The 25,008-nt window shown below is 69.7% G+C and carries 20 protein-coding genes, 1 tRNA gene and 2 pseudogenes; 9 read left to right on the top strand and 14 right to left on the bottom strand.

Going from position 1 to position 25,008, the window contains the following annotated elements:
* Nucleotides 1–15 precede the first annotated feature (15 nt).
* The 3 genes from grpE to BJ961_RS01040 all read right to left on the bottom strand — a co-directional run bounded on the left by grpE (nt 16) and on the right by BJ961_RS01040 (nt 4,112).
* A complete protein-coding gene (grpE, locus tag BJ961_RS01050) occupies nt 16–681 on the bottom strand; it encodes a nucleotide exchange factor GrpE (RefSeq protein ID WP_271319430.1) in 666 nt (221 codons plus the stop codon).
* Nucleotides 678–2,537, bottom strand: coding sequence for a molecular chaperone DnaK (dnaK, locus tag BJ961_RS01045; RefSeq protein ID WP_271319429.1), 1,860 nt, complete (start codon nt 2,535–2,537; stop codon nt 678–680). The genes grpE and dnaK overlap by 4 nt, the downstream gene beginning before the upstream one ends.
* A 144-nt stretch (nt 2,538–2,681) precedes the next feature.
* Nucleotides 2,682–4,112 carry an MraY family glycosyltransferase gene (locus BJ961_RS01040; RefSeq protein WP_271319428.1) on the bottom strand — a complete coding sequence of 477 codons (1,431 nt, stop codon included), beginning with the start codon at nt 4,110–4,112 and terminating at the stop codon, nt 2,682–2,684.
* A 255-nt stretch (nt 4,113–4,367) separates the two neighbouring features.
* Here BJ961_RS01040 and BJ961_RS01035 point away from each other — a divergent pair, with 255 nt between their 5' ends.
* From BJ961_RS01035 to BJ961_RS01025, 3 genes and pseudogenes are all read left to right on the top strand, one after another.
* Nucleotides 4,368–6,650 (top strand): (Fe-S)-binding protein, encoded by a 2,283-nt coding sequence (locus BJ961_RS01035; RefSeq protein WP_271319427.1) that lies wholly within the window; start codon nt 4,368–4,370, stop codon nt 6,648–6,650.
* Nucleotides 6,651–6,792: 142 nt separating this feature from the next.
* A pseudogene (locus BJ961_RS01030) lies at nt 6,793–8,117 on the top strand (FG-GAP repeat domain-containing protein).
* Between the two features lie 151 nt (nt 8,118–8,268).
* Nucleotides 8,269–9,243 carry a Yip1 family protein gene (locus tag BJ961_RS01025; RefSeq protein WP_271319426.1) on the top strand — a complete coding sequence of 325 codons (975 nt, stop codon included), beginning with the start codon at nt 8,269–8,271 and terminating at the stop codon, nt 9,241–9,243.
* Between the two features lie 83 nt (nt 9,244–9,326).
* Here the strand turns inward: BJ961_RS01025 and BJ961_RS01020 are convergent, their stop codons facing one another.
* Nucleotides 9,327–9,824 (bottom strand): phosphoribosyltransferase, encoded by a 498-nt coding sequence (locus tag BJ961_RS01020; RefSeq protein WP_271319425.1) that lies wholly within the window; start codon nt 9,822–9,824, stop codon nt 9,327–9,329.
* A 36-nt stretch (nt 9,825–9,860) separates the two neighbouring features.
* A complete protein-coding gene (gene dcd / locus BJ961_RS01015; RefSeq protein ID WP_271319424.1) occupies nt 9,861–10,436 on the bottom strand; it encodes a dCTP deaminase in 576 nt (191 codons plus the stop codon).
* Between the two features lie 550 nt (nt 10,437–10,986).
* Between dcd and BJ961_RS01010 the strand changes: the two genes are divergently transcribed.
* Both BJ961_RS01010 and BJ961_RS01005 read left to right on the top strand, forming a co-directional pair.
* Nucleotides 10,987–11,060 (top strand) — tRNA-Gly (locus BJ961_RS01010).
* Nucleotides 11,061–11,366: 306 nt separating this feature from the next.
* A pseudogene (locus BJ961_RS01005) lies at nt 11,367–11,908 on the top strand (DUF1707 SHOCT-like domain-containing protein).
* A gap of 43 nt (nt 11,909–11,951) precedes the next feature.
* On the opposite strand, the gene BJ961_RS01000 reads toward BJ961_RS01005, so the two are convergent.
* The 5 genes from BJ961_RS01000 to BJ961_RS00980 all read right to left on the bottom strand — a co-directional run bounded on the left by BJ961_RS01000 (nt 11,952) and on the right by BJ961_RS00980 (nt 16,434).
* Nucleotides 11,952–12,431 (bottom strand): ASCH domain-containing protein, encoded by a 480-nt coding sequence (locus BJ961_RS01000; RefSeq protein WP_224219990.1) that lies wholly within the window; start codon nt 12,429–12,431, stop codon nt 11,952–11,954.
* A complete protein-coding gene (locus BJ961_RS00995) occupies nt 12,428–14,494 on the bottom strand; it encodes a GNAT family N-acetyltransferase (protein ID WP_031043812.1) in 2,067 nt (688 codons plus the stop codon). Before BJ961_RS00995 ends, BJ961_RS01000 begins: the two co-directional genes overlap by 4 nt.
* A gap of 198 nt (nt 14,495–14,692) precedes the next feature.
* Complete coding sequence (locus BJ961_RS00990) at nt 14,693–15,838, bottom strand: tyrosine-type recombinase/integrase (RefSeq protein ID WP_271319423.1); 1,146 nt, start codon at nt 15,836–15,838, stop codon at nt 14,693–14,695.
* Nucleotides 15,838–16,050 (bottom strand): excisionase family DNA-binding protein, encoded by a 213-nt coding sequence (locus BJ961_RS00985; protein WP_031043819.1) that lies wholly within the window; start codon nt 16,048–16,050, stop codon nt 15,838–15,840. The genes BJ961_RS00990 and BJ961_RS00985 overlap by 1 nt, the downstream gene beginning before the upstream one ends.
* A 126-nt stretch (nt 16,051–16,176) precedes the next feature.
* A complete protein-coding gene (locus BJ961_RS00980) occupies nt 16,177–16,434 on the bottom strand; it encodes a helix-turn-helix domain-containing protein (protein WP_030401440.1) in 258 nt (85 codons plus the stop codon).
* A gap of 505 nt (nt 16,435–16,939) precedes the next feature.
* Here BJ961_RS00980 and BJ961_RS00975 point away from each other — a divergent pair.
* The 4 genes from BJ961_RS00975 to BJ961_RS00960 all read left to right on the top strand — a co-directional run bounded on the left by BJ961_RS00975 (nt 16,940) and on the right by BJ961_RS00960 (nt 21,535).
* Nucleotides 16,940–17,896: a hypothetical protein gene (locus BJ961_RS00975; protein WP_031043824.1), complete on the top strand. Its 957-nt coding sequence runs from the start codon at nt 16,940–16,942 to the stop codon at nt 17,894–17,896.
* A complete protein-coding gene (locus tag BJ961_RS00970; protein WP_031043827.1) occupies nt 17,893–18,585 on the top strand; it encodes an ATP-binding protein in 693 nt (230 codons plus the stop codon). Before BJ961_RS00975 ends, BJ961_RS00970 begins: the two co-directional genes overlap by 4 nt.
* A 782-nt stretch (nt 18,586–19,367) precedes the next feature.
* Nucleotides 19,368–19,796 (top strand): plasmid mobilization protein, encoded by a 429-nt coding sequence (locus BJ961_RS00965; RefSeq protein WP_372464504.1) that lies wholly within the window; start codon nt 19,368–19,370, stop codon nt 19,794–19,796.
* Nucleotides 19,793–21,535, top strand: a complete 1,743-nt coding sequence (locus BJ961_RS00960; protein WP_164271091.1) for a relaxase/mobilization nuclease domain-containing protein — start codon at nt 19,793–19,795, stop codon at nt 21,533–21,535. Before BJ961_RS00965 ends, BJ961_RS00960 begins: the two co-directional genes overlap by 4 nt.
* A gap of 14 nt (nt 21,536–21,549) precedes the next feature.
* Here the strand turns inward: BJ961_RS00960 and BJ961_RS00955 are convergent, their stop codons facing one another.
* From BJ961_RS00955 to BJ961_RS00940, 4 genes are all read right to left on the bottom strand, one after another.
* Nucleotides 21,550–22,296, bottom strand: a complete 747-nt coding sequence (locus BJ961_RS00955) for a class I SAM-dependent methyltransferase (protein WP_007453363.1) — start codon at nt 22,294–22,296, stop codon at nt 21,550–21,552.
* Nucleotides 22,293–23,606: an asparagine synthase-related protein gene (locus BJ961_RS00950; protein ID WP_271319422.1), complete on the bottom strand. Its 1,314-nt coding sequence runs from the start codon at nt 23,604–23,606 to the stop codon at nt 22,293–22,295. Before BJ961_RS00950 ends, BJ961_RS00955 begins: the two co-directional genes overlap by 4 nt.
* 786 nt (nt 23,607–24,392) lie before the next feature.
* Nucleotides 24,393–24,542, bottom strand: a complete 150-nt coding sequence (locus BJ961_RS00945) for a hypothetical protein (protein ID WP_157852335.1) — start codon at nt 24,540–24,542, stop codon at nt 24,393–24,395.
* Nucleotides 24,535–24,906, bottom strand: coding sequence for a hypothetical protein (locus BJ961_RS00940; protein WP_148315135.1), 372 nt, complete (start codon nt 24,904–24,906; stop codon nt 24,535–24,537). The genes BJ961_RS00945 and BJ961_RS00940 overlap by 8 nt, the downstream gene beginning before the upstream one ends.
* Nucleotides 24,907–25,008: the final 102 nt, after the last annotated feature.

Raw genomic sequence — 25,008 nt, 5'->3', positions numbered from 1 at the left:
TGTCCCGTGATGGCGTCAGCCCTCCTCCGGGCCACCGCTCTCCTTGTTGTCCGCGGAGTCGGCGGGTGCCTCGGTGCTGCTCTCCTCGGCCGGCTTGACGGTCTGCGCGCCCGGCTGCGGCTCGGCCACCGCCACCCGCGCGGGGCGGATGGTGCGTTCGCCGATGCGGTACCCGGGCTGCAGGATCGCCACGCAGGTCGTCTCGGTGACGTCCGGTGCGTAGGAGTGCATCAGGGCCTCGTGGATCGTCGGGTCGAAGGGCTCGCCCTCCTTGCCGAACTGCTGGAGGCCCATCTTGGCGATGACCGCCTCCAGCGAATCCGCGACGGACTTGAAGCCGCCGACCAGTTCACCGTGGTCCCGGGCGCGACCGATGTCGTCGAGCACGGGAAGCAGCTCGGACAGGAGGTTCGCGACGGCGACCTCCTTGACCGCGACGCGGTCCCGCTCGACCCGGCGGCGGTAGTTCTGGTATTCGGCCTGGAGCCGCTGGAGGTCCGCCGTGCGCTCGCCGAGCGCCGTGCGCACCTGGTCCAGCTGGGCCACCAGGGCCGTGTTCTCGCTCGCGTCCCCGGCCGGGGCCGCCCCCTCTTCGGAGGCGGCCTGCGGCTCGGCGTCGTCAGGAGTGGCGCCGGAGGGGACGTCGGGCTTCTCCTCGAAGCCCGGGGTCTCCTCCGTCACGCGGCACCGTCCTTGCGCTCGTCGTCCACGATCTCGGCGTCGACGACGTCGTCGTCGGCCTTGTCACCGGAGGCGGCACCCGTGCCGGCGCCCGGGGCCTCGCCGCCGGCGGCCTGCGCGCCCTGGGCGTCGGCGTACATGGCCTGGCCCAGCTTCTGCGAGACGGCGGCGACCTTCTCGGTGGCGGTGCGGATCTCGGCGGAGTCCTCGCCCTTGAGCTTCTCCTTCAGCTCGGCGACGGCGGACTCGACCTCGGTCTTCACCTCGCCGGGGACCTTGTCCTCGTTGTCCTTGAGGAACTTCTCCGTCTGGTAGACGAGCTGCTCGCCCTGGTTGCGGGACTCGGCGGCCTCGCGGCGGGCGTGGTCCTCCTCCGCGTACTTCTCGGCCTCCTGGCGCATCCGGTCGACCTCGTCCTTCGGCAGCGAGGAGCCGCCGGTGACGGTCATCTTCTGCTCCTTGCCCGTGCCCAGGTCCTTCGCGGTCACGTGCATGATGCCGTTGGCGTCGATGTCGAAGGCGACCTCGATCTGCGGGACGCCGCGGGGCGCCGGCGGCAGACCGGTCAGCTCGAACATCCCGAGCTTCTTGTTGTACGCCGCGATCTCGCGCTCGCCCTGGTAGACCTGGATCTGCACGGAGGGCTGGTTGTCCTCGGCGGTGGTGAAGATCTCCGAACGCTTCGTCGGGATCGTCGTGTTCCGCTCGATCAGCTTGGTCATGATGCCGCCCTTGGTCTCGATGCCGAGGGACAGCGGGGTGACGTCGAGGAGCAGGACGTCCTTGACCTCGCCCTTGAGGACACCGGCCTGCAGGGCGGCGCCGATGGCGACGACCTCGTCCGGGTTGACGCCCTTGTTGGCGTCCTTGCCGCCGGTCAGCTCCTTGACGAGCTCGGCGACGGCGGGCATACGGGTCGAGCCGCCGACGAGAACGACGTGGTCGATCTCGGACAGCTGGATGCCAGCGTCCTTGATGACGTTGTGGAACGGCGTCTTGCAGCGCTCCAGCAGGTCGGAGGTCAGCTGCTGGAACTGGGCGCGGGTGAGCTTCTCGTCCAGGTGCAGCGGGCCCTCGGCGGACGCCGTGATGTACGGCAGGTTGATCGAGGTCTCGGTGGACGAGGACAGCTCGATCTTGGCCTTCTCGGCGGCCTCGCGCAGGCGCTGGAGGGCCATCTTGTCCTTGCCGAGGTCCACGCCGTGGCCGGACTGGAACTGCTTGACCAGGTAGTCGACGACGCGCTGGTCCCAGTCGTCACCACCGAGGTTGTTGTCACCGTTGGTGGCCTTCACCTCGACGACGCCGTCGCCGATCTCCAGCAGCGAGACGTCGAACGTGCCGCCACCGAGGTCGAAGACCAGGATGACCTGCTCGTCCTTGTCCAGGCCGTACGCCAGCGCGGCGGCGGTCGGCTCGTTGACGATGCGCAGGACGTTGAGGCCCGCGATCTCACCGGCCTCCTTGGTGGCCTGGCGCTCGGCGTCGTTGAAGTACGCCGGGACGGTGATGACCGCGTCGGTCACCTTCTCGCCCAGGTAGGACTCGGCGTCCCGCTTCAGCTTCTGCAGCACGAAGGCGCTGATCTGCTGCGGGTTGAAGTCCTTGCCGTCGAGGTTGACCTTCCAGTCGGTGCCCATGTGGCGCTTGACCGAGCGGATGGTCCTGTCGACGTTCGTGACCGCCTGGCGCTTGGCCACCTCGCCGACGAGCACCTCGCCGTTCTTGGCGAAGGCGACGACGGACGGCGTGGTCCTGGCGCCCTCGGCGTTGGTGATGACGGTGGGCTCGCCGCCCTCCAGAACGCTGACGACGGAGTTAGTCGTGCCCAGGTCGATGCCGACCGCACGTGCCATGGTGAATAACCTCCAGCTGACTTGAGTGGAACAGGCTCAAGTGTGCATGACGCCCGGCGATGGGTCAACAGAGGTGAGTCGGGCGGGCTCAACTCTTATCCGTTCCTTACGCGCAACGGCGCCCTGACCTGGGCGTTCTCGGCGCTACCGGCCTGACGAACCGGAAAAATCGTTCCCCGGAAGGACGCGTCGCCCGGGACTCCGGTTGCCCCGCGAGGGCCCTGCGACTCCTCCCCGGCGCCGCGGAACGGGACGGCGCCGGGGACCGGGACCGCCGCGGCTTTGGCGACCGCCGCGGCTTTGGCGGCCGTCCGGCCACCGGTGACCGTCCCGCCGCCGGTGACCGCCCGACACCCGGTGACCGCCCCGCCGCCGGTGACCGCCCGACACCCGGTGACCGCCCCGCCGCCGGTGACCGCCCGACACCCGGTGACCGCCCGACACCCGGTGACCGCCCCGCCGCCGGTGACCGCCCGACACCCGGTGGCCGTCCCGCCGCCGGTGACCGCCCGGCCGCCGGTGACCGTCCGGCCCCCGGTGACCATCCCTCCCCGGTGACCGTCCCGCCGCCGGCGGCCGTGGTGCCCCGGGCGACCGCACCCCGCCCCCGCCGCCCGTACACCCGTACCCGCGACAGCCCCAGCACCCCGCGGCCGCGCCGCCCGCCACCCACAGCACCGCCGGTCCGCCCACCCGGCCGGTGTGCGCGAGGACGCCCACGAGCACCGCGCACAGCGCGGCACCGCCGAGGACCACCACGGCGCCCTGGGGGGTGAGTCCGAGCCGCCGCAGCCGGTGCGCGAGATGGTCGGGACCGCCGCGCGTCAGGGGCCGTCCGGCCAGTCGGCGCGAGAGGAGGACGAGGACGGCGTCGGCGACCGGCACCGCGGTCAGCGCGAACAGCACTCCCGCGTCGGCGCCGGGTTCCCGCCCCGCCCGGGCGAACACTGCGGCCCCGGCGAGCAGGAACCCCGTGAAGAGCGCCCCGCACGCGCCGAGCGCGATCCGCGCGGGATGCCAGTTGTGCAGCAGGAACCCGGTGAGCGCGGCCGCCAGCGCCAGCAGCAGCACCGCCGGCCCGTCCATCAGCTCCGCCGCGGCACAGGCACCGACCCCGAAGGCGGTCACGACGCCCACCGTGCCGGCCACCCCGTCGGCGTGGTCGAGCCCCCGGAAGGCGGCGGTGACCAGCGCGATCCAGCCCACGGCGAGCGCGCCGGCCACCGGCCCGGTCTCCGCGTACGGCACCACGCAGGCCGCCGCGGCGGCCGTACCGGCCAGGAGCCACCGCCGCCGCAGCCGCCAGACGTCGGTGGCGAGACCGAGCGCGCCGACGGCGGTCGCGGCGACGAGCAGCGGGCCGGCGCCCGCACCGAGCGGCACCGCGCCGGACCACTCCCCGGCCCACGCGACCAGCCCGGTGGCGAGGACGACGGCCGCACCGCCGAGCAGCGGGACGGGACGCCGCCGTCGCCGGTCGGCCAGGCCGAGGCGCAGGGCGGGCGCCCTCAGCAGCGCGGCGAGGAGGGCGGCGAGAAGGAAGGAGGCGGTGGCGGCGGCGATCCCGTAGAGCACGGAGACAAGTTATGCCGACTATCACGTTTTGCGATGAATCGCGCGTTCGGTCCGGCGTGGCGCCGCGGACCGGACGGGACCCGTGGACCCGGTGCCGCGGAGGGGTCCGGCGGGGTCAGGGTTGCCTCAGCGACGCAGATCACCGCACGTGCGACTACAGTGCGGCGGAGGATGGGGGTAGTCTCAGACGAACTGAATAAGTTACCGCTTAGTAATACCGCCCTCTCGAACCTCGCAGGCCCGAGGAGCCCCCAAATGCAACTCGCCGCGATCATCGTGTCGCTGGTCCTGATCGTGGTCGGCGTCGCACTGTTCGGCCGCGCCGTCCTGCAGATCTTCAACTACATGCGGCTGGGCCAGCCCGTACCGGCCGGAACGCGGACCAACGATCCCGTGGACCGCACCGTCACCGTGGTCAGGGAGTTCCTCGGCCACACCCGGATGAACCGCTGGGGCATCGTCGGGGTGGCGCACTGGTTCGTCGCGGTGGGCTTCTTCTCCCTGCTGCTGACCATCGTCAACGCCGTCGGCCAGCTCTTCCAGGCCGACTGGATCCTGCCGGTCATCGGCGACTGGGCGCCGTACAACGTCTTCGTCGAGTTCATCGGCACGATGACGGTCGTCGGCATCCTGGTCCTGATCGCGATCCGCCAGGTGAGCAAGCCGAACAAGCCGGGCCGCAAGTCCCGCTTCGCGGGCTCCAACTTCGGCCAGGCGTACTTCGTCGAGGCCGTCATCCTCATCGTCGGCGTCTGCATCTTCATGCTGCACGCGCTGGAGGGCGCCCTCCACCACGTGGACGGCTACGAGGCGTCGTTCTTCATCTCGTACCCGGTCGTCTCCGCGCTGCGGGACACGGACCTCGGAACGCTCCAGAACCTCGTCTACCTCTTCGCCGGCCTGAAGATCGCGACCTCCTTCATCTGGATGATCACGGTCGCCCTGAAGACCGACATGGGCGTCGCCTGGCACCGCTTCCTCGCGTTCCCGAACATCTGGTTCAAGCGCGACGCGAAGGGCGGCACCGCGCTCGGCGCGCTGCTGCCGATGACGTCCGGCGGCGAGCCGATCGACTTCACCGACCCGGGCGACGACGACGTCTTCGGCGTCTCCCAGGTCGAGCAGTTCTCCTGGAAGGGCCTGCTGGACTTCTCCACCTGCACCGAGTGCGGCCGCTGCCAGTCGCAGTGCCCCGCCTGGAACACCGGCAAGCCGCTCTCCCCCAAGCTCCTGATCATGTCCCTGCGCGACCACGCGCACGCCAAGGCCCCCTACCTGCTGGCCGGCGGCGGCAAGACGATGGAGGGCGAGGAGAAGGCGTCCGAGGAGCAGCTGGCGGGCGTGCCCGCGGCGGCGCTGGCGGAGGCCGAGCGCCCGCTGATCGGCACCCTCGAGGAGCAGGGTGTCATCGACCCGGACGTCCTGTGGTCCTGCACCACCTGCGGCGCCTGCGTCGAGCAGTGCCCGGTCGACATCGAGCACGTCGACCACATCGTCGACATGCGCCGCTACCAGGTCATGATCGAGTCGGCGTTCCCGTCCGAGGCGGGCACGATGCTCAAGAACCTGGAGAAGAAGGGCAACCCCTGGGGCCTGGCGAAGAAGCAGCGCCTGGAGTGGCTCAAGGAGCTGGACTTCGAGGTCCCGGTCGTCGGCAAGGACATCGAGGACCTCACCGAGGTCGAGTACCTGTACTGGGTCGGCTGCGCCGGTGCCCTGGAGGACCGCGCCAAGAAGACCACCAAGGCCTTCGCCGAGCTGCTCCACATCGCGGGCGTCAAGTTCGCCATCATGGGCGGCGACGAGAAGTGCACCGGCGACTCCGCCCGCCGCCTCGGCAACGAGCCCCTCTTCCAGGAGCTCGGCATGGAGAACGTCATGTCCCTCAACGCCGCCTTCGGCGAGGAGATGGACGACGACGGCAAGGTGCTGCCCGAGTCGGCGAAGCCGAAGTCGGCGAAGAAGATCGTCGCCACCTGCCCGCACTGCCTCAACACCCTCGGCAACGAGTACCCGCAGCTCGGCGGCGACTACGAGGTCATCCACCACACCCAGCTGCTCCAGCACCTCGTCGACGAGGGCAGGCTGCTCCCGGTCACGCCGGTCGAGGGCATCATCACCTACCACGACCCGTGCTACCTGGGCCGCCACAACAAGATCTACACGCCTCCGCGCGAGATCATCGCCGCCGTCCCGGGCGTCCGGAACGAGGAGATGCACCGCCACAAGGAGCGCGGCTTCTGCTGCGGCGCCGGCGGCGCGCGGATGTGGATGGAGGAGCGGATCGGCAAGCGCATCAACAACGAGCGCGTCGACGAGGCCCTCTCCGTCAACCCCGACATCGTCTCCACCGCCTGCCCGTTCTGCCTGGTCATGCTCACCGACTCGGTCAACGGCAAGAAGAACGACGGCAAGGCCAAGGAGTCCATCCAGGTCGTCGACGTCGCCCAGCTCCTGCTGGACTCCGTCAGGACCCCGGCCGACCCGTCGGGCGAGCCGGAGACGGAGAGCGAGCCGACACCGGAGCCGGTGAAGTAGCCGCACTCCGCCCGCCCCTCACTCGACCGACACCCCCGGAACTCCTTCCGAGTCCGGGGGTGTCGCCGTTCGTCGAACGCGTGCATCATTACCCGGTCGTTGTCGGTAGTGGTGCTACGGGTCGATACGGACGAGGTGAACGGTGCGCCTGCGAGGACACACCCTGACCGGCACGGCCGCCACCGGCTGCCTGCTGCTGCTCGCCGCCTGCGGCCACGGCCCGGCGCCCGCCGCCGAGGACGCCGCACCCACCCCCGTACGCGCCGCCCAGGCCCCCGCCCGGCTGCCCGTCCCGCGCGGCGAGGGCAGCGAGGTCCCCGACGACTTCAACGGCGACGGCCACCGCGACCTCGTCCTCGACGACCTGGTCAAGGCGCAGAGCCACACCGACGACGCCGGCATCGGCATCGTCTACGGCTCCGCCCGCGGACTGGTCCCCGGCACACGTCAGTTGCTCACCCCCAAGGAGCACGCGGCCCCGGTCGACGGGCAGTTGCCTGCCCTCTTCGAGGCGGAGGCGAGCTGCGACCTCGACGGCGACGGCTTCACCGACCTGGTGGTCACCACCGACCCGCCCTACGACGGCCGGGGCCGCCCCCCGGTCCCCCTCCAGCTCCTCTTCGGCTCCCCGACCGGACCGGCCGGCCGCGCGGTCCCGCTGACCGTCCCCGACAGGGCCCGCTTCGGCAACGACTGGCCCGAGCGCCCGGTGTGCGGCGACTTCGACGGCGACGGCGCCCAGGACCTCGTCGTCCACGCCTCGGCCGGCCGCCTCAGCTACCTGCGCGGCCCCTTCACCCGCGGGGGCGCCCCGCGCCGGGCCGGCACGCCCCTCCCCTCCCCGGCGAGGCGCCGACCGGCCCCGCCGCCGACGTGAACCGCGACGGGTACGACGACCTGGTCGTCCGAGCCTCCGCGGGCCCCGGCACGGCGGCCGTCGTCCTCGGCGGCCCCGACGGCCCCACCCGCACCGGCGTCACCCTGCCCGCCGGCGTCGACGTCGCCCTGGGCGCCTTCGGCAGGGGCAAGGCGCTGGACGCGGCCGTGGGCACCCCGGACACCACGGCGATGCGCTACGACCTGCCCACCGAGGCTGGGGGCTCCTCCCACGCGTCAAGCGGTGGGGGAGGCACCCTCGACACCCCCGGCTCGCTGCTCGACGCCGCCGACCTCGACGGCGACGGGCTGAGCGAACTGGTCTCCAGCGGCTCGGGAGTACGCGTCCACCGCGGCCGTACGGCGGGCCCCACGCCCCGGCCCGCGGTCACGGTGCGCCCCGCGGCGACGGGCACGACGCGCGTGCTCACGGCCGGGGACTTCGACGGCGACGGCCTCGCGGACCTGGTGGTGCGGACGTACCGGGGCGACACGGAGGACACCGTCGAGGTCCACCGGGGCGCGGCCGGGGCCCTGGTGACGACGCGGGCCGCGGTCACGTTCTCCACGTCGGTCTTCCTGACCCCGTAGGGGACCGGCGGGCGGACGCCCGCAGAGCGCCGGGGAGGCGTCGGGGAGCCCTCGGGGAGCACCCGTAAGGGATGTCACAGCTCGGCAGCAAAGGACCCCCGAACGGCCGGGCCCCGCACGTCACTCTCCGGGACCAGGTACGTTCGATGGCGTGGCTGGATTCAGGATCGGACGCGGCCGGGACAACGGCGCTCCAAACGCGCGACCGCAACGCCCTCCGTACGGACAGCAGGCGCCCCAGGGACCGTCGTACGGCGGTCCCGCGACGCCTCAGCAGCCGTACCCGCAGCCGCCGTACGGGGGTGGCGCCCCAGGCCCGGGCCGGGGTCCGGCCCCCGGCGGCTCCCCGTGGCCGCAGGCACACGGAGGCGGTCACGGAGGCGGCCACGGAGAGCCGGAGTACTTCGGTGACGGCGGCTACGGACCCGGCGGTCACGGCCCCGGCGGCGGGCACCCCCAGCAGGCCCCGTACGACCCGTACGCGGCCAACAACCCGGGCCACACCCAGGCGTTCAGGGTCGACGACCCGTACAACCAGGGCGACACCTACCGCGCCGGTTCCGCCCCCGCACCCGGCCCCGTCGGCCCCCGCCTGCACTGGAAGGACCTCCTGAGGGGCGTCGTCCTCGCGCCCAACCAGACCTTCCTCCAGATGCGGGACTACGCGATGTGGGCCCCGGCGCTCATCGTGACGTTCCTCTACGGCCTGCTGGCGGTCTTCGGCTTCGACGGCGCCCGCGAGGAGGCCATCAACGCCACCCTCTCGAACGCGATCCCGATCGTCCTGACCACGGCGGTGGCGATGGTGCTGAGCGCCTTCGTCCTGGGCGTGGTCACCCACACCCTGGCCCGCCAGCTCGGCGGCGACGGCGCCTGGCAGCCCACGGTCGGCCTCTCCATGCTGATCATGTCCATCACGGACGCGCCCCGCCTGGTCGTCGCGATGTTCGCCGGCGGCGACGCGCCCTTCGTCCAGATCCTGGGCTGGGCCACCTGGGTCGCGGCCGGCGCCCTCCTCACGCTGATGGTCAGCCGCTCCCACGACCTGCCCTGGCCGAAGGCGCTCGGCGCGTCCGCGATCCAGCTGATCGCCCTGCTGTCGATCGTGAAGCTGGGCACGTTCTAGTCGCAGACATACGGAAGGGCCCCGGCGCGACGTGCGCGCCGGGGCCCTTCCGTATGTCAGCCGCTGTCCGTCGGTCCGTCCGGTCAGGCGTCGAGCACCTGTCCCTGCCGCCGCACGACGGGCGGCAGGACACTCCACGGGAAGTTGATCCACTCGTCGGTCCGCTTCCACACGTACTCGCACTGGACGAGGGAGTGCGACTTCTCATAGATCACCGCGCTGCGGACCTCGGCGACCGTGTCGAGGCAGAAGTCGCGCACCAGCTTGAGCGTCTTGCCGGTGTCGGCGACGTCGTCGGTGATGAGGACCTTCTTGTCGGAGAAGTCGATGACGTTCGGGACCGGCGCGAGCATGACGGGCATGTCGAGGGTGGTCCCGACCCCGGTGTAGAACTCCACGTTCACCAGGTGGATGTTCTTGCAGTCGAGCGCGTACGCCAGCCCACCGGCGACGAAGACACCGCCGCGGGCGATGGAGAGCACTATGTCCGGCTCGTACCCGTCGTCGGCGACGGCCTGCGCGAGTTCGCGCACGGCGACGCCGAACTGCTCGTAGGTCAGATTCTCCCGAACATCACTCATGCGCGCGTCCTGCTCATCACTGGGTCCATACCTTGGTCATACCTGGGTCCGATGGAAATTGAGGAAGGACCGGGAGGCGGTCGGCCCCCGCTGGCCCTGGTAGCGGGACCCGTAGCGCTCGCTCCCGTACGGGTGCTCGGCCGGCGAGGTGAGCCGGAACATGCACAGCTGCCCGATCTTCATCCCCGGCCACAGCTTGATGGGGAGGGTCGCGAGGTTGCTCAGTTCGAGCGTCACGTGCCCGGAGAAGCCCGGGTCGATGAACCCGGCGGTGGAGTGCGTGACGAGCCCGAGCCGGCCGAGCGAACTCTTCCCTTCGAGCCGCGAGGCGAGATCGTCCGGCAGCGAGACGACCTCGTACGTGCTGGCCAGCACGAACTCGCCGGGGTGCAGGATGAACGGCTCGTCGCCCTCCGGCTCCACGAGCCGGGTCAGATCCACCTGCTCGACGGAGGGGTCGATGTGCGGGTACCGGTGATTCTCGAACACCCGGAAGTAGCGGTCGAGGCGCACGTCGATGCTCGACGGCTGCACCATGGAGTCGTCGAACGGTTCGATCCGCACCCGCCCGTTGTCGATCTCGGCCCGGATGTCCTTGTCTGAGAGAAGCACGCACCGAGGATACGCAAGGCGCGCGGAGCAGCGACAACCGCCGCCGCCCCGCGCGCCCGGACCGTACCTGTACTGCCCTGTACTGCTCCTGCTACCGCACTACTCGTGCTACCGCTTCTCCGCACCCACCGGCACGGCACTCCGCAGCCGCGCACACCGCGGACATCGGACGAGCCGACCGGGGCCGAGTCGCTCGGCCTGCTGCATCGGGAACGAGGTCGCGGTGAACACGTGCCCATCGGCACAGCGGACGACGGTGCGCTCCATCAAGTCCTTCAAGTCCCTTCCCCAAGAGCCGCGTCTGGCTTACTACCCTGACGACAAAAGCCACAGTACGGGATGAAAGAGACGACTCTCCAGGCGGCACTCCGCCCCCACGCGCACCCTCTCCAGGGCCCCCACCGTACGCCCCAACTCCGAGCCTCCGCAGCCGTGTCCCGACCCCACTCCAACCCCTGAAACGACCGACGGCCCCACGGCGCGAACACCGGGGGCCGGGCATGGGGTAGAGTGAGTGAGCGTCCAGGCACCGACATGGTCGGCGTCTTACGCGGGTGTAGTTTAGTGGTAGAACATCAGCTTCCCAAGCTGAGAGTGCGAGTTCGATTCTCGTCACCCGCTCCACGAAGAAGGCCCAGTTCACCGATCTGGGCCTTACTTGTTGTCTAGTCCAATCAGGGGGCGGCGTGCCCTCGGCGTGCCCTAAGTCGAGTCCAGGCCGCCACACCAGCGCCATTCGGGCGCCCAGCAGGCATCAACCTGCCCCGGCGTCCCATATCGCGAGACGCAATTCGTGTGACCTGCGCCACACAGGGTGCAAAGGGTCACTAAGACGCATACGCAAAGGGTGGTTTGCGGGACGGGTGGCGCCCCGGTCTCCGGGCCTGCCTTGACGGGTTTACCTCGCCGACTCGGCAGTACGGTGAACCCGTGACCTCCTTACCGGAAGAATCGCCCTCACTGATCCGTGAAGGCGACCGCGAGGCAGCCGTGCGACGTCTGCAGGAGGCGTACGCGGAAGGGCTCATCCCACACGAGGTGTTGGACGAGCACCTCCACCAGGTGCTCAGGGCCAAGACGCGGAGCGAACTCGCGTCCGCTCTGGTCTCGCTCCCGGAGGAGCAACCGGGAAGCACTGCCACGATCGCCGCCGCCGGTGGGCGGATCAAGCGGCGTGGCGCGTGGCGGGTGCCCCGGGTCCTCAAGGTCGAGTCAGCATATGGAAGGGTGCGCCTGGACCTGTCCCGTGCGGTCATCGAGCACCCGATCGTCGACATCGAGCTGCAACTGGAACCGGCGGGGCCCGGATCACGGTGCCCCGGGACGCGGTGGTCGACGTCGAAGGACTGAGCACGGGATGGAAGGACCTGCGCTACAAGATCCCGCGACACCCCCGGACCGACGGGCCGACGATTCGGATCTCCGGGGTCATGGGATACGGACGCTTGAAGATTCGCCACGCCCTGCGTTGAAGCCCCGTCCGGTGCTTCGGCCCCGCCGGCGGCGAGTGCAGCACTAGGCGGGTACCAGGTCTCCCAGCGCCTCGCGAAGCGCCGTGCCCACGACAGGTCCCGCCACGGCCACCTGTCGAAGCTCGTCGCCCTTCATGTAGCGGTAGCTCTGCGGAGGGTGGAAGGACCCGGCGGAGCGCAGCGCATTGAGCGATACCGGCTCATCGAAGGAGACAGGATTCTCCATCGTGAGACCGCTCGCCTGCCTCGCGCCGCTCATGTAGGCGTCGTACTCCCTCCGGGTGATCCCGGTCTGTCCCCGATGAGCCGACCAGACCTCGCTGGGCGTGGCGACGTAGATGGCGGCAATGCGCGCCATGCCCACCACCGCCATGGTGGGCGCGGTCGCGTACAAGAGGACGGGCGTTCCCGGAGGCGCGGCGACGCGCTGGCGGCGAACCTCCACCGTCTTGCTGCCGGCCAGGATCGCGTTGGCGAAGCGCGGGTGGACGGACAGCAGCATCGCGCGTTCCGGATCGCTCACGTCGTTCGGTGCCCCTCTTGGTAAACCGCCTGGAACAGCTCACTGCTGATCTTGGACAGCGAGATCAGCGAGCCAGGCGACCACGTTAGCCCCCGGCCCCTGGCCAGCGAGGTCAATCGGCGCAGCGTCACCGGCTTCGGGAAGATCTCAGTGTCCGAGAACCTCAGCGCCATGGCGTGACCGGACGCGTCTGCAGCCCTCTCGACCTCAGCCCGACCATATACGCCCAGGTGTTCGAATTTCGAGAACAGAACATCCGGAGTGTCGATGAGCACCTCGTCGAGCCGCGAGCTGCCCACCACCATCTGACCCTCTCCCGTGGAGTTGTCGTCGCTGACGTACCAGAGCAGTCGAGCCGGGACGCTCTCTCCTCGACGCTGCGAAGATCGGTAGTAGACGTGTTCCCTGCTGATGCCCAGGGCGTCGCTCCGCGCGATGAGCATGGCCGGGACGTTGAACAGCTCAGTCGACCAGCGCGGCTTGATGGGCACCATGAAGGACGGCAGCTCGGAGTCGATGACCTTGGCCGGCCACCACGCACGCTCCAGCACGGCGGTCACCTCCGCCGGCATGCCGACGTCGAGCACGGTCGCATCGACAGCAAGCTCTCGGGCCAACCCGCCGGCCACCACCTCCACCTCGGCGGCAGTCCCGCACACGTTCACCAGGAGCGCGACGAGCTGGCCGTTGTGCTCGAAGAAGCCGTCGTCACCGGCCGCGGACCGCGCCGCCTCGGAGGGGTGCGGATCACTGATGCGGACGATCTCGGCCCCGCAATCCCTCCCGAGCCGCTTAAGCAGGAAGAGGAGCTGCCGGGCCAGGGTCTCTTCCAGGGGGTGGCCAGCTGTGCGAAGGACGGGTACAACCAGGGTTCGGCCGTCCAGCGACCACGCGTAGAGGGCGACCGGTCGGCCCTGGCCGTCCCGGAGAAGCTCACGACGCCATGCGATCCCGCCCTCGTTCAGCGACCGCAGCCGCTCAGAGAAGGCTGAGCCGTCGTCAGCGCCCGACTGCTCGAAGAAGGCGACCAGTTCATCCTCCGCGCCCGGCGCCACCTCCGCGGACCGGAACTCCGTCCCCATCAGGTCAGCCGGGCGATACACCTGGGCCTGCCGCAGCTCATCGACGTGAAGCGTCACGGTCGACGGTGAGACGACCCGGACGCGAGCGACCTCCCAGGCCACGTCTGTCAGGCGAGACAGCAGCGGATCACGGGTCGCCAGGACTTGTAGACCAGCACACGAGGTCTCGGCCACATACCGCATGCCCCGCAGAAGTGCTGGGTCGGCAGCCAGGCCGGGAACCGCCTGCGTAGCGGCTTGCACCAGTTCGCGGGTTCGCTCCTCCACGGCCGCGGAGCCGGGAGAGAGCTTGTGGAGCCCGGTCAGCGCCGCCTGCTGGTGCTGACGCTCTGCCGTGTCCGTGAGGTCCCGGATCTGATGGACCAACTGCGGGGTGTAGGCAAACTCAACGAGATCCGCCATCCATCCGGCTTCGAGCGCACGGGACTCCTCGGCACCGGTGGTGTCCGTGAGGCCGCGCAGATCGGCGAACACACCATGGTCGACCGTCACCACGAGGAGCGCGTCGCTCTCCATCTCCGTGAACAGGTCCGGATGGCCGAGGTCCAGCCACCAGCCGTCCAAGATCTCCCCGTCACGACCACGCCCACGGACCTCACCGTCTGGAACGAAGCCCAGACTCCTCCACATCCCGCTCAGGTCATAGTCCCGACGGCACTTGGCCTTGATCCCAAGGCGTTGTGGATACCGCTCCTTGATGCCCTCCACCAGACGGCCCGCAATTCCCCGCCCCCGTTCTTCCTCAGCCACACACAGGTGCGCGAGTCGGATACGCGCGCTCCTCTTCGGCAGCCCGAACAGCGCGTAGCCGATCACTTCGCCGGCCTCGACCGCGACCAGAAGGCCACCGTCCTCAGCTGCCTTCTCATAGGCAGGAGGCGTCAGAAGCCCCAGCGTCTTCGTGTACCGGTCCCCCAGGGCTATGGCCTTAACGATCAACTCTTCTTGCGCGGGCGAAACGGACACCAGCTTGATCGCCATTACTACCCCCTCCAGCTGTGGCTGATCGCGACCGGCCACAACTCCCCTGTCACTGCATACAGGGAGAAGCTGATCTCAGTTGCTGCCATCCCTCAAGGGGGCACGAGGGGCGCACGGTGCTGCGGAGACCGTCGCCTGCCTCCAGAGTCCGGCCGATGGAACCGTCCCGCCGGACTCGTAGCCCCGATACCGGTCCGCCTAAGTGGCTTCCGACCGATCGGCACCCGCCTCACGCAAGCGCTCGCGCACTTCAGTGTCGATCCCCTGGGCCAGCCTCCGCTGATGCTTGGCCGTCGAGTGCTGGTAGATGAGCTGGGCCCGTTCCGAGGACTGGCCGGCGCGCACCATGAGGTCCTTCAGCTTGGCGCCGGTGTCGGCGGCGAGGGTGTTACCGGTGTGCCGGAGGTCGTAGAAGCGGAAGTTGTCCGGCAGCCCCGCCTTCGTCCTGGCCTTGCGCCACTTCCGTCCGAACGTCGAGCGGCGGAACGGGGCTCCCCTCTCCCCGACGAAGAGGAGCCCGTCCGGCTCCTTCTCGGAGAACCACTGCACGTGGCGTCGCAGCTCGGGCAGGAGGAAATCGGGCAGGTACACGGTGCGCTTGCCCGCTCGTGACTTGGGATCGCCGGTGACCCTCCTGCCGTTGGTCAGCTCCGGGGACGCATGCGTGATCCGCAGGGAGCATTCGTCGAGATCGACACTGCGGCGGCGCAGTTCAGCCAGTTCCTCGGGGCGGAGCGAGGCGAAGGCACCGAGCAGGACCATCAGGCGCCAGCGCGGACCCATGGCGTCGGCGAGGTCGAAGACCTGCTCCACGGTGGCGGTCGGCCGCTCGTCGGCTTCCTCCCGACCGGCGCCCTTGATCCGGCACGGGTTGGTCCGCAGGAGGTCGTCATCGACCGCGGTCTGCAGAATGGCCTTCAGCAGCCGGTACGACTTGGCGACCGTCGTGGCACCCGTTGCCTTGAGCCGCTCGGCTCGCCAGGTGCGGACGGAAGGCGGTGTGATCTCGTCCAGGTCCTTGCTGCCGAAGGCCGGCAGGAGGTGCAGGCGTAGCAGGCCGTCGTAGCGGTCGACCGTGGTCGGGGCCAGACCGCGCTCCTCCACCCAACGGAGGGCGTACTTCTCGAAGTTGATCGCGCCGGCGTCCGGGTCACGCCAGTGGTCACGCTCGATGTCGGCGCGGACCAGGTTCAGCCAGCCCTGCGCGTCGGTCTTCGTGTCGAAGGTCTCGGGGGCCTTGTGGCGCTGCCCGTCCGGGCCCAGGTAGCGGGCCTGCCATCGACCGGACGGGAGCTTGCGTACGGTACCGAACTCCCGACGACGCTGGAGCTTGCGTGTCGGCATCAGGCGGCCCGCCCGTACCGAGTGCGGGTGCGCCGGGTCGGCTCGACCGTGCGCGCCTCGATGTACTCGGTGACGGCACTCTCGGGGACGCGCACGGGACGTCCGAGCTTGACGTAGCGAATGCGGCGCTCGGCGATCAGACGGCGAACGAAGCGTTCGCCGGTACCGAGCTGTTCGGCGGCTTCGGCCACCGTCAGAAGGCGGTCAGTCATGGGCGACCGCCCCCTTTCGGCTGTGCTGCTGAGTGCAACGGGCCGGGGCTATTGCGAGTCGGTGCAACGGTGAGACTTCCTTACCGAGGTCGAAACTGGAGCGGGCACGGCGGACCGGTGGTGGCTTCAACAGGTCGCGGAGTCCTGGAGCAGGGCGCGGGCCGGGACGCGAAGTGCCTGCGCGAGGGTGAGCAGGTCATCGACGTCGCAGCGGCGCTGAGCGCGTTCGATGCGGGACAGCATCGTGTTGGACATTGGCCGGCCAAGGGCGGTGACGCGAGCGGCCAGCTCTCGCTGGGAGAGGCCGCGCTCGGTGCGGAGAATTTCGATCGTGCGGGCGGCCCTTATCCCGGCTGCGCCGATTTCCAGTGAACGTGCTGCCATGACTCCAATTCTCGGCTGTGTTCGCCGGTTTGGTTAACCGGCGATCGTCGGCTATGTTGCGCCGCCGTGCGTTTGGCAGGCGGGTGGCCATTTCGTCGATGGGTTCCCTGTGACGGCGACCCGAGCAGTGCTCGACAGCGTCTCTGACGTGGGGTGTTGTGTTGTAGCTTCGCCACTCGCCGGACGTCAACGCCTTGCCGGTGTGATCCTTCTGGCTTGACGCCCAGAACAACTATTTGGTCAACCGCAGATCGTGACCTACCGTTTTCACGCCGCCCTCGCCGCCCCGATTGCCGATGGCCTTTCTGCCGACAGAGATTCGACAGGTCAGGGCTGGACTTGTGCCGCTCGGGTGTGGCTATGTTGACGACACCCCCGGAAAGCGCGCCCGGCTCTCAGCCAGCCTCGCGTCAACGGCCGGCCAACTCCCCCGCCTTTGCCGTCACGACCGACGGTGAGCCATGGGTGCCCGCCCATCGGCCACCGAGTAAGGAACACTCCGCTCTTGGCACGGATCCGCACCATCAAGCCCGAAGCCTTCGTCTCCGAATCCCTCGCCGTCGTCACCCTGACCGCCGAGCGCACCTTCTTCGGTCTGCTCACTCAGGCCGACGACCAAGGCCGCTATCGCGACCACGCGGCGATCATCGCCGGTCAGCTGTGGGTTCTGCGTCCGGAGCACACTCCCGCCGAGGTCGAGAAGGATCTCGCCCAGCTGGCCGACGCCGGCCTGGTCTGCCGGTACAAGGGCCCGGACGACAAGCGCTACCTGCACATCGTCACGTGGCACAAGCACCAGAAGATCAACCGGGCCAGCAAGAGCCGCATCCCGGCCTGCCCTCGCCACAACGATCCGAACGGTGCCCCGGGCGGCACCGAGGCTGTCGAGGCCGTGGCACCCGCGCCGTCCGTAACGCACGGAGCCGTCGCGGACCATGCGCCGAACCCTCGCGGAGGTGGCAGTGAAGGGGCACGGAACCCGCACGATCCCTCGAACCAAACGGAAACCACCAGCAAAACCGCAGGTCAGAAGGCGTTCAGTGAGCCCTCACCTGAACCTCACGGACTCGTGCTTGAGGCCGCGGTGACACCTCACGGTCCGGATCTAGGACCTAGGATCATGGATCTAGGATCTACCCCTTCGGGGGGCGCAAGCGCCCCCGCGGCCAGCACCGTCTCGGCCAAGCAGCTCATCGCCGAATACAGCGCGGCATGCGCCCACCGCCCGCCCCAGGACGTCCTGGGCCATCTCGGCCGAGAGGTGCGCAAGCTGCTCGCCGAAGGCATCGCTCCCGACCACGTCAGGGCAGGGCTCGTCCTCCACAGGACCAAGGGCAGGCACCCCAGCATCCTGCCGAGCCTGGTGCACCAGGCCATGAACGCCGCCCTCGCCCAGCCCGTCATCCACAGGGCGTGGACAAACCCCGCCGACGTCGAAGCCGCCTACGGAGAACAGCTCTGAGCTCCACCCTCACCCGCGAACCCCAGCCCGTCGGCCCGCTCGCCGACCGTCTGAACGGCATACTGGCGGGCCGTGGCATCGACCCCGGCGCCGTAGCCGCGGAGCCGTCCGGCGAACCCGTCACCGCCTTGGAGCTGGCCGACGCCCGCATCCCGGCCCGCTACCGCCGTGCCCTCGCCGACCACCCTCAGATCATCGCCTGGGCCGACCACATCGCCCATGCCGGACGCCCCGGCCCGAGTGGGCCTGGCATCGCCGAGGGTCCCTCCCTGCTGATCGCCGGCCCCACCGGCACGGGCAAGACGCATCAGGCGTACGGCGCCGTCCGGGCTCTCCTCACCCGCGGGGTTCGCCTGCGCTGGGAAGCCGTCACCACCGCCGACCTGTACGCCCGCCTGCGTCCCCGTGCCGGCCACGACGCCGAACGCGACCTGCAGACCCTGGCCCGCAGCCCACTGCTGCTTCTGGACGACCTCGGTGCGGCCAAGACCAGCGAGTGGACCGAGGAGCTGACCTACCGGCTCATCAACCACCGGTACGAGCACTTGCTCCCCACCCTCATCACGACCAATCTGCCCACCGCCGAGCTGCGCACCACCCTCGGTGACCGCGTCGCTTCCCGCCTCGCGGAGATGACCGACCGCGTCATCCTCAAGGGCCCTGACAGACGACGTCACCGCTCCCCCTGACGATGGAGAAAGACCGGATGACGGAAGGGCAGTCCGCGAGCGCGCGTCCTTTCACCAGGAGGACCGGCCGCGTGCCGCGTCGAGGACCGAGCGAGGGTGTCGGGGACCGGTCCTCAATGGCCGGGGACCGGACGGCACATGCGAGGACCGAGCATCCCGGTCCCGGGACCGTGGCCGCCCGAGGTGGGGACCGGTCCTCACCAGACATCGGGGACCGGTCCCGTACGTCTCGGGGACCGGTCCCCGACGGTCCCGTCGGACACGAGAACGGTCTCCTGGCAAAGCAGCAGGTCACAGCCCCCAGGTGGGCGGAAACAACGGTCCTGCACCGCGCATGACAGTCAATCGTGAGGAAGGACCGAGCCCTGCCGGGTCCCGGTCCTGCCGAGGACCGAAGACCCGCACAACGCGGTCCGCGGTCCCCGAGCGTGATGCACAGAGGAAGAGAGGACCGGTCCTCGCGGACCGCTCCAACCTGGAGCCCACCCCACACGGTCCCGTAACGAGCCCGCCCGGTGTCAGCCGCGCACGGCCGCCGCTACGGGTTCTCATCGTGGAACACCCACCCAGAAAAGCGACCCATGCACCAACCACATCAGCACACTCCTGACGACGTGCGTCAGGGGGCCGCCATCTCAGCCTCCGACGGAGCAAGTTGGTGCAAGAGCATTGCTCCCGACGGGAGCAATGCTCTTGCGTCTCCCGCCCCGAGAGCGGCGGGCCCGGAAGCGACCGAGGACGGATCGCAAACCGGCGGGGAAGAGCTACACGCGAACCACAGCATCGACTGCGCGCGCACCTCTCCGTCACAGCCCCGCATACAGCAGCGCGAACGCCTGCGCGACGAGAACAAGCGCCTGCACCAGCCCAGCTGCCGCATGAACGACGCCGAGTACCAACTGCTCGCCCGAGCAGCCGCCACGTGCCACATGAGCATCGCCGGCTTCCTCGCCCGCGCCGCTCTCAACGCCGCCCACGACCTCGGCCGCACCGCCGAGGACATCGCGGGCGAGCGAGAGATGCTGCACGAGCTGTTCGCGCTGCGGCGCCACCTCGGGCAACTCGGCAACAACCTCAACCAGGTCGCCAAGGCGCTGAACTCCGGCGCCGACGCACCGCAGGCAGAGGCGGTCCTCGCCGCCGTCCAGCGCGCCGCCAGGCGCGTCGACGCCTTCACCCAGCACCACTTGGACAACAGGAGGGCCAGGTGATCCCCCGCATCCACGCAAGAGGCACGCGCACCATCGGCCTGCTCCACTACCTGTACGGGCCCGGCACGCACGAAGAACACACAGACCCGCACCTGGTGGGCGCCTGGGACAGCCTCGCCCCTGATCCCGGGCGCGACCTCGACGCCACGTACGGAGATCTCCAGCGGCTGCTCGACCAGCCGGTCAACGCCCTGCCGAAGAACCGACGGCCCGCCGAGCACGTGTGGCATCTGTCGCTACGCGCCGCTCCTGAGGACCCGGTCCTGTCGGACGAGCAGTGGGCCGAGATTGCGCGCCGAATGGTCGCCGCCACCGGCATCGCTCCCGACGGTGACGACGCCGCCTGCCGCTGGGCAGCGATTCGGCACGCCGACGACCACATTCACATCATCGCCACCGTCGTACGAGAGGACGGCCGGCAAGCCCGCATTCGCCGGGACGGCAAGCGTTCCCAAGCGGAAGCCCGCGTGATCGAGATCGACTACGGGTTGCGCCGCCTCGCCACCGGCGATGGCACCGCAGCCCGTCGTCCGACCAGCGCCGAACGGCACAAGGCCCAGCGGGAAGGCCGGGAGCGCACGGCGCGGGAGGAACTTCGTGAGTCCGTGCGCCGGGCAGTGGCGGGTGCTGCCTCGACGGACGAGTTCTTCGACCGCCTGGCCGCCGCCGGTCTGCTGATCCGCAAGCGTCTCGCGCCCTCCGGCGACCTCCTCGGGTACAAGGTCGCCCTCCCTGATGACCGGAACAAGGACGGCGAGCCGGTCTTCTACTCAGGCTCCAAGCTGGCGCCCGACCTGTCCCTGCCCCGTGTCCGCGAACGCTGGAGCCGGCCCTCGGAGACGCCCACCGCCATCGACGGTTCGTGGCCGGATCAGCCTGCACTGCCGCCCGTGACAGGCCCCGCGTTCGCGCGGCGGCGGGCCGCGGCTGCCACGTGGCAGGCCCTGCTGGTGATCGACCACGGCGACGACGGCACCGCAGCAGCCCAGATCGCCGCGACCGGAGAGGTCCTGGACGCGCTGGCCAAGACCTCCGCCGCCCACACCCGGGCTGAACTGCGCGAGGCAGCCTCCGCGTTCGAGCGCGCGAGCCGCTCCCACGTGAAGGCGGTACGCGGGCACGACCGGGGCCTGCGACAAGCCGCCCGTGATCTCGTCCACAGCGGGCCGGTCCTGGGCCGGGGCGAAGACGGCGCCTGCACGGCCATGCTCATCGACATGGCCTTCTTCGTCGTGACCGCCGCGGCAAAGTGGCACGCCAGGAAGCATCACACCCAGCAGGCCACAGCAGCCCAGCAAGCCGCCGAGCACCTCCGCGCCGCCTACCAGGCCGCCTCAGTCCAGCCCATGACCGCACTGAGCCAGCGAGGCCGGCGGCTGACTCAACGTGTTCGGCAACAGCAGGCGAACCTGCTCCACCAAGTGCTGCCGGAGCTGGCCGACCGGATCGAGGCTGAGGCCGGTTGGCCCGCCTTGGCCGCCACACTGGACGACGCCCGGAGGGCCGGCCATGACCCGGCCGCCCTGCTGACCGAAGCCACGGCACGGCGCGAACTACGCTCCGCCGGATCCATGAGCGACGTCCTCGTCTGGCGCCTGCGCCGCAGCGCTCACCTGCCCGCACTACCCGACGACCGCAACGCCACGGCCCTCCGAGCCAACCGGCACACCTCGCACTCGGCGCCCACCACGCAGTCGGCGCCCGGCCCGACAGGGAACGATCCCCGCCGTGGCCGCTGACGACCGTGTCCTGATCATCTGTACCGGGCCACGGTGTACGCGGTAGGCCCGTGCAAGGTGCCTGCTCCGATCTCGTCGCTGATCTGGAGGACGTCGAAGCCGGCGAGCGTCGCGTACAGCTCCAGCTCACGCGGCCCGAGAACACGCCGACGGATCACGTCCCGTGTCTCTTCACCTGAGTTGAACACCCAGTGCCGGCGCATGGTGTTCATCTGGGTCCGCAGGTCCCACTCGTAGGTGATGGTCACGTGGGCTGTGTCCGATCCGGTCTCGACCTCTGCTTCCTGCGGCTCATCACGCTCGATCGGGGCTACGGAACTGCAGAGTACAAGGAGCGTCCCGGGACGGGCGTGCGCTGCGAAGGTCCGGAAGACCGCCTGGATGTCCTGGTTGTCGTGCACGTAGGAGAGGGAGTTTCCCAGGCAGGTCAGCACGTCAGCGGTGTGGTCGAGTCGGATGGTGCGCATGTCGCCGAGGCGGATGTCGAGGCCGGGCCGTGTGCGGCGGGCGTAGTCGACCAGGCCGGGCTGGAACTCGACACCGATGCAGTCGAAGTGGCGGGCCAGCAGCTCCAGGTCTCTCCCGGTTCCGCAGCCCAGATCCAGCAGAGTGCGGGCGTCCGGGCGGTGCCGATGGACGAGCGCCCGACAGCTGCTCGCGCTGGTGCTGTCGGACTGCACTCTGTCGTACAGGGCGGGGTCTCGGTAGAAGAGGTTGGAGGCTGCCAGGTGTCTGGGTTCGGCGATGTCCAGGCCGCTCATGCGAGGCTCCGCAGTCCGACTTCCAGGGCGAGTGTGTCGCACAGCAGGTCGGGCACCGCGGGAGTCCGCTCGGCGTGGTCGCGGGCCCGGCTGAGGGCGTCGGCATCAACGTAGCCGAGATCGATCAGCAGGGAATCGGTCAGCATCTCGTCCAGGAGAGGGAGCCCGTAAGTGCGCAGTCCCGACTCCATGACCGCGAGGAAGTTCTCCGGCTCGGTCGGAGCCGCAACGGACTCGGGCAGACCCGTCCGCCGAAGTCGGTCGCGGAACATCTTCTTGTCGCGTTTGTACTCGTACGGCAGTTGCTCCATGAAGCGGATCATCCGGGGGTGGACGAGCGGGGCCACCGGCCAGATACCGAGTCTCACGTACGCCGGGTTGTGCAGGCCGAATGCCATGAGCGTCGGCACAGGCAGGACCGGGATGGGAGCGAGGTTCTCGTTCACCTGGGCCAGCGCCGCGGTGGCCTTGTCGCCGAGCCATGGCACCGGCTCCATCGGCGGGAGTCCGGCTTCCGTACGCGAGTGGTGGGCGTTGACCTCGTCCCCACCGCCACCTGTGAAGATCAGCTCGCAGCCGTGTGCGGCCACGTGCCCGCGCATGATGTCGAACGCTTCCTGGTAGAAGGCGCCTGCCGGATCGTGCGGCCGTCTGCGTTCCCTCACGCCTCCAGGCACGAAGGGCGGGTGCTGCATCGCCGGCACGGCGGTGTCGCGCAATCCCAGGTGGTCCACCAGGGAGCGGCGTCGGTCTCGCTGGAGCTGGCCGATCCGGCCGCCCATGAGTAGCCCGAAGGTGTGCACGGAGCCGAATCCGGCCGCTACGGCGGACAGTGCCACGTTGGCCGAGTCCGCTCCGCCTGACACCTCGACGCCGACGCGGCCGGCCGTCGATCGCCACTCGGCCACGGCCTCGGTGAGCAGTGCGTCGAACGCGGTCACGGGGTCCACTCCGCTACGGAGGCTGCGGGGTTCCAGGACGTGCTGGGCGGGCTCGGGGTAGAGGATGGAGAGCCCTGCCGGCGTGAAGACCGCGGTAGCGCGTTCGGTGAGTCGGTACACGCCGTCGAAGAGGGTGTCGGTGCTGTAGCGGTGTTGGCGGCTCAAGGTGCGGGCGACCGCTCGTGGATTGAGCTGGTCAGGTCGCAGGTGCGGCCGGAGGTCGACGATGTCCCACGCCCCGAAGATCTCGTCGCCGACAACTGTGAGGTACAGCGGGACGGTACCCAGCATTCCCGCCGAGACCTGGATCTCGTCGGGCCGGACGAGCAGCGACGTGTAGTCGGCTTCACCGTCTCTGTCTTCTCGCACCAGCACACAGACGCTCGATCCGTCGCCTGGTATGAGGTCCGCGACCAGGACGGTTGCGTGAGCGGGCCGGATCCAGCTCTCCCCCTTGACCCAGCGGTCTGTGTCCCATCGCCAGCCGGCGTCCCGGGTGTCTGCCAGTCGCACACGAAACGAGAGCACTCCGCTCCCCTCCTCTACGGAGCGGCGGAGCAGGACGCCAGGCCCTGCTCCGCCGCGTTCACCGGCCGGTCAGCTGCAGTGGTCGCCGTTGTTGTCGCCACCACCGGGCATCTTGTCGAGCAGCGCCGCGTCCATGCTGGGGACGCCGGTGACCAGGTCTCCCGTGAAGAGTTCGTCGATGATCATGACTGTTCCTTCCTCCTGCGGAGTGGGTGGACGGGCACCGCGAGCTGCGGAACCCGGACCCGTCCCTGCCGCCGGCGTTCACGGCGAACTGGACGGGAGCTCGTTGGGTGGGGGCCCGCTCTGGCCGAGGGGAGAGAGCGGCTGAGCCCTTCCCCGGTGGGGACCGGGTCTTCCCGAGGGCTCGCTCGGCCAGAGCGGGAGTCGGTAGGTCCGGAGCGGACCGGTGGTCTCTCTCAGTCGGGGGCGAGGTGCCACAGAGCCCAGGCGACCGGGGCAGTGGAGACGATGATCAGGGCCGACAGCAGCCACTGCCGCCAGCCATAGGGGCGACCTCGCCTGTTGCGCCGCCGGCTCACCATCCCAGGGACACCGCCACCACGATCGACCCCCCGAGCACCATGACGCACGCGATGTACATGACCTGAGCCGTGACCTGGCCTTTCACTGCGCGCCCTGGTCCTTGCCACGCTGTTGCCCCACGGTCGGCGCGAGGCCAGGTCGGCCGACGAAGACGCGTCGTGCTCGTTCCTGGTCGGGCAGGGTGGCGCCGATCCGGCACACCGGCGGCTCGGCCGGGGTTTGGTCAGCCATCGTTCTGGTCCTTCCTCCGGGTCGCGCGGTAGACGTCGGCGAAGCGTCTGGTCAGTGAGCCGAGATCCCGCATGTACTGGTAGGCATGGAAGTGAGGGGACTGCTCCGTCGGCCGGCGCGTCAGGTCGAGGACCCGGTAGCCCTCCCGGAACAGCGCCTGGACGGCCGGGTTCTCGTCGAAGCCGAGCTCCTCGGCCATCAGCACTCTCAGGTGGCTGACCAGGTCTCGGGTCGTGGCGTCGATCACCGGGCGTTCGGGCATCATCAGGCGAATGGCCAGCGCGGTTTCCACGGTCTCGTCGACCGCCTCCAGGACGATCGACACTCCAGCCACCTCGAACGACGTGACGCTTCCTGCTGCCATTGCCCGCACCCCTTCTCCGGTCTCCACCGTTGTCGTGCCTGACAACGTCCAGAAAAGCGGCTCGTGTTGGCGCAGACCACGGCATCCGCGGGGCAGTCCTGA

The sequence above is a fragment of the Streptomyces lienomycini genome (assembly GCF_027947595.1).
Classification (GTDB): domain Bacteria; phylum Actinomycetota; class Actinomycetes; order Streptomycetales; family Streptomycetaceae; genus Streptomyces; species Streptomyces lienomycini.
Note: the sequence above shows the minus strand (reverse complement) of the source record. Positions and strands in the feature narration are given on the sequence as shown.

Coding starts and splice junctions, on each gene's coding strand:
- dnaK (WP_271319429.1), bottom strand. CDS start 2,537: ATGGCACGTGCGGTCGGCATCGACCTGGGCACGACTAACTCCGTCGTC.
- BJ961_RS01035 (WP_271319427.1), top strand. CDS start 4,368: ATGCAACTCGCCGCGATCATCGTGTCGCTGGTCCTGATCGTGGTCGGC.
- BJ961_RS01020 (WP_271319425.1), bottom strand. CDS start 9,824: ATGAGTGATGTTCGGGAGAATCTGACCTACGAGCAGTTCGGCGTCGCC.
- BJ961_RS00995 (WP_031043812.1), bottom strand. CDS start 14,494: ATGGCGATCAAGCTGGTGTCCGTTTCGCCCGCGCAAGAAGAGTTGATC.
- BJ961_RS00990 (WP_271319423.1), bottom strand. CDS start 15,838: ATGCCGACACGCAAGCTCCAGCGTCGTCGGGAGTTCGGTACCGTACGC.
- BJ961_RS00985 (WP_031043819.1), bottom strand. CDS start 16,050: ATGACTGACCGCCTTCTGACGGTGGCCGAAGCCGCCGAACAGCTCGGT.
- BJ961_RS00980 (WP_030401440.1), bottom strand. CDS start 16,434: ATGGCAGCACGTTCACTGGAAATCGGCGCAGCCGGGATAAGGGCCGCC.
- BJ961_RS00955 (WP_007453363.1), bottom strand. CDS start 22,296: ATGAGCGGCCTGGACATCGCCGAACCCAGACACCTGGCAGCCTCCAAC.
- BJ961_RS00945 (WP_157852335.1), bottom strand. CDS start 24,542: ATGGCTGACCAAACCCCGGCCGAGCCGCCGGTGTGCCGGATCGGCGCC.
- BJ961_RS00940 (WP_148315135.1), bottom strand. CDS start 24,906: ATGGCAGCAGGAAGCGTCACGTCGTTCGAGGTGGCTGGAGTGTCGATC.